Annotated in this window: 8 protein-coding genes; 2 read left to right on the top strand and 6 right to left on the bottom strand. The window is 69.7% G+C overall.

Going from position 1 to position 6306, the window contains the following annotated elements; translation table 11 throughout:
* The coding region (locus tag sphsw_RS10230) for a FecR family protein (RefSeq protein WP_200874027.1) at positions 1-488 on the top strand (488 nt) is incomplete at its 5' end.
* A gap of 125 nt (positions 489-613) precedes the next feature.
* Entirely contained in the window at positions 614-2173 is a 1560-nt protein-coding gene (locus sphsw_RS10225; RefSeq protein ID WP_031440535.1) for an alkaline phosphatase D family protein, read from the top strand.
* 27 nt (positions 2174-2200) lie between these two features.
* Here the strand turns inward: sphsw_RS10225 and sphsw_RS10220 are convergent, their stop codons facing one another.
* The 6 genes from sphsw_RS10220 to mbhE all read right to left on the bottom strand — a co-directional run.
* A complete protein-coding gene (locus sphsw_RS10220) occupies positions 2201-2620 on the bottom strand; it encodes a Na+/H+ antiporter subunit G (RefSeq protein WP_031440534.1) in 420 nt (139 codons plus the stop codon).
* Positions 2617-2886, bottom strand: a complete 270-nt coding sequence (locus tag sphsw_RS10215) for a K+/H+ antiporter subunit F (protein WP_031395560.1) — start codon at positions 2884-2886, stop codon at positions 2617-2619. Before sphsw_RS10215 ends, sphsw_RS10220 begins: the two co-directional genes overlap by 4 nt.
* On the bottom strand, positions 2883-3374 hold the full coding sequence (locus sphsw_RS10210; RefSeq protein ID WP_031440533.1) for a Na+/H+ antiporter subunit E: 492 nt from the start codon (positions 3372-3374) through the stop codon (positions 2883-2885). Before sphsw_RS10210 ends, sphsw_RS10215 begins: the two co-directional genes overlap by 4 nt.
* Positions 3371-4894 (bottom strand): monovalent cation/H+ antiporter subunit D, encoded by a 1524-nt coding sequence (locus tag sphsw_RS10205; RefSeq protein WP_031440532.1) that lies wholly within the window; start codon positions 4892-4894, stop codon positions 3371-3373. The genes sphsw_RS10210 and sphsw_RS10205 overlap by 4 nt, the downstream gene beginning before the upstream one ends.
* Complete coding sequence (locus sphsw_RS10200) at positions 4891-5253, bottom strand: Na+/H+ antiporter subunit C (RefSeq protein WP_031440531.1); 363 nt, start codon at positions 5251-5253, stop codon at positions 4891-4893. The genes sphsw_RS10205 and sphsw_RS10200 overlap by 4 nt, the downstream gene beginning before the upstream one ends.
* Positions 5250-6306, bottom strand: a 1057-nt coding sequence (gene mbhE, locus sphsw_RS10195) for a hydrogen gas-evolving membrane-bound hydrogenase subunit E (RefSeq protein ID WP_031440530.1), incomplete at its 5' end; no start/stop codon positions are given. The genes sphsw_RS10200 and mbhE, both read right to left, overlap by 4 nt.

The raw sequence follows: 6306 nt of genomic DNA, 5'->3' as shown, positions 1-6306 counted from the left end.
GCCACGAACGCAGCCGGATGTTCCGGGTCGCGAGCGGCACCACGTCCGTCCGCGTGCTGGGCACCGCGTTCAACGTCGATCGCCAGTCGCCGACGCGCACCGCCGTGGTCGTCTACCGCGGTGCGGTCGAGGTCGGCGTCGCCGGGGAAGCGGATCTGGTGCTGCACAAGGGCGACGGCGCACGCGTCGTCGACGGGCAGGTCACGGCGCAACCCCGCATCGCGGCCAGCGCGCCCGAGTGGAAGTCGGGGTGGTTCGAGGCATCCGACGTTCCGCTCGCGGTGCTGATCGGCAAGGTTCAGCGTTACTCGGCGCGGCCGATCCTGTTGGAGGACCGTCGCCTGCAGGCGCTTCCGATCAGCGGCCGCTTCCATATTTCCGATACCGACCGCGCATTGCAGGCGGTGCAGGCGGCCTATCAGGTCGATGTCGCTTACGGGAAAGACGCGATCGCCATCCGCCCGGCGGGTGAGCGCGGGAATCCGTAGGATCGCCGCCGCCCGTTCTTTTGTCTGTCGGGTTTTGCCCGTCTGCTCCGTCTTTCCGGCATAGCAGGTCGCGCTGCGACGCCGGTCGGGCGCTGCAGGCGCGCGCTGCCGCAGGGAGTGTCCGTATGGCTCAGTTCGATCGCCGCAATCTGGTCAAGGCCGGCCTCTCGCTCGCAATGCTGGGCGGGGCGGGGGCGCCGCGGCTGCTCGCGAAGGCGACGTTCACGCGCGATCCGTTCACGCTCGGTGTCGCGTCGGGGGATCCCTGGCCCGACGGGTTCGTGATCTGGACCCGGCTGGCGCCCGAGCCGCAGACCCCGGACGGCGGCATGCCGCCGCATGATGTTCCGGTCCGCTGGGACATCGCCGAGGACTCGGGTTTCCGCAAGATCGTCCGGACGGGCGCGGCGGTCGCCGACGCGGCGCTCGCGCATTCGGTTCATGTCGAGGTCGACGGGCTGCGATCGCATCGGCCCTATTGGTATCGCTTCCTCGTCGAGGGTGCCGGATCGAGCCCGGTGGGGACCGCGCGCACCGCGCCCGCGGCGGGCGCGTCGCTCGCCCGGCTGCGGCTGGCGATGCTGGGGTGCCAGGATTTCGAGACGGGCTTCTTCACTGCCTATGCGCATGTCGCGCGCGAGCCCGATCTCGACGCGGTCTTCCATTATGGCGACTATATCTACGAGATGGCGACCCGGGCCGAGCCCAGTCCGCGCAAGCACCTCGGCGCCGAGACCTATACGCTCGACCAGTATCGCCGCCGCTATGCGCAGTACAAGGCGGATCCCGACCTGCAGGCGGCGCATGCGGCGGTCGCGTTCATCATGTCGTTCGACGATCACGAGATCGACGACAATTGGGCGGGCGAATTCGACAAGGACGGCAACCCGCCGCCGGTGTTCGCCGCGCGCAAGGCCGCGGCGTTGCAGGCCTGGTACGAGCATGTCCCCGTCCGTCGCGCGCAACGGCCCGGGACCGGGCGCGCCTATCGCCGGTTCGATTACGGCACGCTGGCGCGGATGCACGTGCTCGACACGCGCTCGGCCCGCAGCGACCAGCTCTGCGAGCGGCCCGGGATCGCGCGGGGCGAACTCGACGCCTGCGTGCCCGTCGACCAGCCGGGGCGCACGATGCTGGGGGCGGCGCAGGAGCGCTGGCTCGACGACGGGCTCGCCAATGACGCCCGGTGGAACTTCATCGCGCAACAGGTGCTGTTCATGCCCTATGACGCGCGCAAGGACGGCGCGACGACGCCGGTGATCGGCAAGGACAATTGGAACGGCTATCCGCTGGCGCGGCAGCGGCTCGTCGACGGCATCGCGCGGCGCGGGCTGACCAATGTCGTGATCGGCAGCGGCGACCTGCACCAGAATGTCGTCGGTTCGGTCCCGCGCGACGCGAACGACCTGGGCGGTCCCGCAATCGCGACCGAGTTTCTCGCGACTTCGATCTCGTCGGGCGGCACCGGCGGTGCGCGTTATGCGGGCGAGACGCGCGCGCTCGACCACAATCCGAACGTCAGCCTGCTCAACAACCAGCGCGGCTATCAGCTGTTCACCGTGACGCCGGACCGCTGGCTTGCCGAGGTGAAGGTGATGGATCAGGTCGATCGGCCGGGCGGGTCGATCTCCACCTTCGCCAAGTTCGTGGTGGATCCAAAACAGCCCGGGCCACAGCCGGCCTGACGCGGTTGCGCGGCCCCGTGCAGACGCTCAGGGATTTTCGATCGAGGCCTGCGTGTCGGTATGCGGCGCCTCGAACGTCGCCCAGTCGCCTTCGCCATCCGGGTCGGGGCGGGGCGGTGGCCCCGCAATGCCGTCGTGATCGGGGCGGTCGCCGGTCCGCGCGCGGTGGAGATGGACCTTGGCGATCATGTTCGCCGAAATCGGTGCGGTGATGAACAGGAACAGCGAGATCAGCAGCTCGTGCGCGGTCCAGACGCCGAGCCGGACCTGGAAGAACACCACCGACGCCAGCAACAGCCCGCCTAGCCCGAGCGTCGTCGCCTTGGTCGGGCCGTGCAGCCGCTCCATCGTCGAGGGGAGGCGGACCAGCCCCCAGCTGCCGATCAGCACGAACGCCGCGCCGAGCAGGATCAGGCCGGCGATGATGATCTCGACGATGCCGCTCATTCGACGATGTCCCCGCGCAGGAGGAACTTGCAATAGGCGATGGTGCTGACGAACCCGACCATCGCCAGCAGCAGCGCGGCCTCGAAATAGGTGTCGTTGCCGCCCATCATGCCGATCACGACGATCACCGCGATGACGTTGATCACCATGGTGTCGAGCGCGAGGATCCGGTCGGCGAGCGCGGGCCCGCGGTACAGCCGCCAGCCGTTGAGCAGCAGCGCGAGCGCGATGGCGATGGCGGCGATCTGCAAGGCGGTGGCGATCATGCGAAGATCCTTAGCAGCGGCGCCTCGTAGCGGGTCTTGATCCGCGCGATCTCGGCGTCCGCGTCCGCGACGTCGAGCGCGTGGACCAGCAGGAAGCGCCCGTCGGCGGACACGTCGGACGAGACCGTCCCCGGCGTCAGGCTGATCGTCGCGGCGAGCACGGTGATCGCCTCGGGCGACGACAGTGCGACCGGAACGACCAGCCAGCGCGAGCGGAGATCGCGGTTGCGCCGGAACAGGATCAGCCGCGCGACCTCGAAATTGGCGACGACGATGTCGTAGAGCACGAGGCCGACATAGCCGAGCAGCGCGCGGCCGAAGCGGACGCGGGGGCGATCGGGCCAGAAGGGCTCGGTGAACTTGGGCAGGACGATCCCGAAGACCAGACCGAGCAGGATCCCGCCGACCGTGATGCTGTTCGCCATCAGCAGCCAGACGACGACCAGCATCGCGGTCAGCGCGGGGTGGGGGAGGAGGCGCTTGATCATCGCGTCGCCTCCGTCAGGACCGCCGCGGCATAGCGATCGGGGGCATAGATCTGCGCGGCGGTCGCCTGCGCCTGCGCGGTGGCCCAGCCGGCACCGAGCGTCAGCAGCGCGAGCAGCACGAGCAGCGTCGCGGGCGCGATCAGTTCGGCGCGCGACCGGTCCGCGCCGGCGATCGGGTCGGCATCGTCGGCCGCCTTCCAGAACAGCGTGCTGCCGCTGCGGGCAAAGCCGACCACGCCGATCAGCGTGGTGCCCAGCACCGTCGCCCAGATCAGCGGCCATGGCGCGGCCGTGACGCTGGTCTGGAGGATGAACAGCTTGGCGACGAACCCCGACAGCGGCGGCAGGCCGACCGCGGCGATCGTCGCGGCGAGGAACAGCAGCCCGGTCGCCTGCTGGCCCGCGAAGCGCGGACTGGGGACGATCGCATCGCCATATTGGCCGCGTCGGCGCAGCGTCACGTCGGCGACGAGGAACAGTGCCGCGCCCGCCAGCGTCGCGTGGACGAGATAGAACAACGCGGCCGCGGTCGTCGCCTGTGTCCAGCACGATACCGCGAGCAGCAGCGTCCCGGTCGAGCCGAGGATCGCGAACGCCGCCTGTTCGCGCATCGCGCGCGCCGCCAGCACGCCGACAAAGCCGATGATCGCGGTCAGCACGGCGGCGGGCAGCAGCCAGGGCGCCGGCACCCAGGCGGCGGCGCCCGCGGCATCGCCAAAGATCAGCGGCACGACCCGGATCATCGCATAGACGCCGACCTTGGTCATGATCGCGAACAGCGCGGCGACGACCGGCGCGGTCGCGGCATAGGTGCGCGGCAGCCACAGGTGCAGCGGCACGACCGCCGCCTTCAGCGCGAACACCGCGAGCAGCAACAGCCCGGCGAGCCGGATCAGCCCCTGGTCCTGTGCGCCCAGTGCGGCGATGCGCTGGCCGAGATCGGCCATGTTGAGCGTCCCGGTCAGCCCGTAGAGCAGCCCCAGCGCGATCAGGAACAGCGCCGAGCCGACGATGTTGACGACGACATAGGCGACCCCCGCCTTCAGCCGCGCCGCGCCCTGACCGTGGAGCATCAGCCCGTAGGAGGCGATCAGCAGCACCTCGAAGAACACGAACAGGTTGAACAGGTCCCCGGTCAGGAACGCGCCGTTCAGTCCGAGCAGCTGGAACTGGAACAGGGGATGGAAATGCCAGCCCTTGCGATCGACCGCGGTGACGACCGCGTGGAGCATCACCACCAGCGCCAGCACCGCCGCGAGCACCAGCATCATGGCGGACAGCCGGTCGAGCACCAGCACGATCCCGAACGGGGCCGGCCAGCCGCCGAGCGGATAGGCGCGGATCGCATCGTCCTGCGCGATGCCGAACAGCGCGAGCGCGACGACCAGCATCGCGACGCAGCCGGCCAGCGACAGCGCGACGCCGACATGCCGCCGCCGCCGCATCACCATCAGCGTCAGCGGCGCGATGATCGCGGGGATCACGACCGGCGCGATCACGAGATGGTCGAGCAGCGTCATGCGCGATCCTGCTCCGGGCCGGGGACGGCGTCGGCGATGCCGTCGACCTGGTCCGATCCGCTTTCGAGGAAGCTGCGCAGCGACAGGATGACGACCAGCGCGGTCATCCCGAAGGTGATCACGATCGCGGTCAGCACCAGCGCCTGGGGCAGCGGATCGGCATGGTCGGTCACGCCCTTGGCGAACAGCGGCGGGCGGTCGACGACGAGCCGGCCGATCGCGAACAGGAACAGGTTCACCGCGTAGGACAGCAAGGTCAGCCCGAGCACGACCTGAAAGGTGCGGCCGCGCAGCGCGAGATAGACGCCGCCTGCGGTCAGCACCGCGATTCCGCTGGCGATCAGGAATTCCAGGCTCATGCCGATGTCTCCTCGTCGGCCTGATCGCGGTTGCGCGCCGCGCGCTGCGCGACGTGGCTGAGCTGGGCGAGCGCCATCATCACCGCGCCGACGACGACGCAAGCGACGCCCGTATCGAAGAACATCGCGGTCGCCAGTTCGACCTCGCCAACCAGCGGAATGTGGAAATAGCCGAAGCTGCTCGTCAGGAACCGCGCGCCGAAGACGAGCGAGCCGAGCCCCGTCGCGGTCGCGATCAGCACGCCGACCGCGATCAGCGGATGTTCGCCGATCCGGCGGCGGTCGTCGGTCCAGTCGAAGCCCGAGGCGAGATATTGCAGCAGGATCGCGATCGAAACGACCAGCGCGGCGATGAACCCGCCGCCGGGCTGGTTATGCCCGCGCAGGAAGATGTAGAGGCCGACCAGCAGCGCGAGCGGCAGCAGCAGCCGCGTCGCCATCACGAACATCATCGGGTGGCGCTCGGGCGAATGGGGCATGTCGTGCCGCCATTCGCGCAACCGCCGCCCCGCCGTGCCGCGCGCCGCGGGCTCGAGCAGCGCATAGATGGCCAGCCCCGCGATCCCGAGCACGATGATCTCGCCCAAGGTGTCGAATGCGCGGAAATCGACCAGGGTCACGTTGACGACATTGGTCCCGCCGCCGCCCGGATAGCTGTTCGCCCAGTGGAACGACGAGACCGTGTCGCGCAGGTCGCGCGTCATCACCGCCCAGGCCGCCCAGCCGGTGCCGATCCCGGCGACCGCCGCCAGCAGCGCATCGCGGCTGCGGCGCGGCAGGCTCGAGAGTTGCGGCGGAACCTTGGGCAGCAGGTGCAGCGCGAGCAGCATCAGCAGGATCGTCACGACCTCGACCGCGATCTGGGTCAGCGCCAGGTCTGGGGCGGAAAGATGGACGAAGGCGAGCGCGATGACGAGGCCGATGACGCTGATGAAGACCAGCGCGAGGAAGCGCTGGCGTTGCATCGCCACGACGATGCCGGTCGCGACGACCAGCGCGAACCAGGCGACGACCGCGACCGGCGACGCGGGCAGCGTCGCGCGCGTCCCCGCG

The organism is Sphingomonas sp. FUKUSWIS1 (assembly GCF_000733135.1).
Classification (GTDB): Bacteria; Pseudomonadota; Alphaproteobacteria; order Sphingomonadales; family Sphingomonadaceae; genus Sphingomonas; species Sphingomonas aerolata.
Note: the sequence above shows the minus strand (reverse complement) of the source record. Positions and strands in the feature narration are given on the sequence as shown.

Coding starts and splice junctions, on each gene's coding strand:
- sphsw_RS10225 (WP_031440535.1), top strand. CDS start 614: ATGGCTCAGTTCGATCGCCGCAATCTGGTCAAGGCCGGCCTCTCGCTC.
- sphsw_RS10220 (WP_031440534.1), bottom strand. CDS start 2,620: ATGAGCGGCATCGTCGAGATCATCATCGCCGGCCTGATCCTGCTCGGC.
- sphsw_RS10215 (WP_031395560.1), bottom strand. CDS start 2,886: ATGATCGCCACCGCCTTGCAGATCGCCGCCATCGCCATCGCGCTCGCG.
- sphsw_RS10200 (WP_031440531.1), bottom strand. CDS start 5,253: ATGAGCCTGGAATTCCTGATCGCCAGCGGAATCGCGGTGCTGACCGCA.
- sphsw_RS10205 (WP_031440532.1), bottom strand. CDS start 4,894: ATGACGCTGCTCGACCATCTCGTGATCGCGCCGGTCGTGATCCCCGCG.
- sphsw_RS10210 (WP_031440533.1), bottom strand. CDS start 3,374: ATGATCAAGCGCCTCCTCCCCCACCCCGCGCTGACCGCGATGCTGGTC.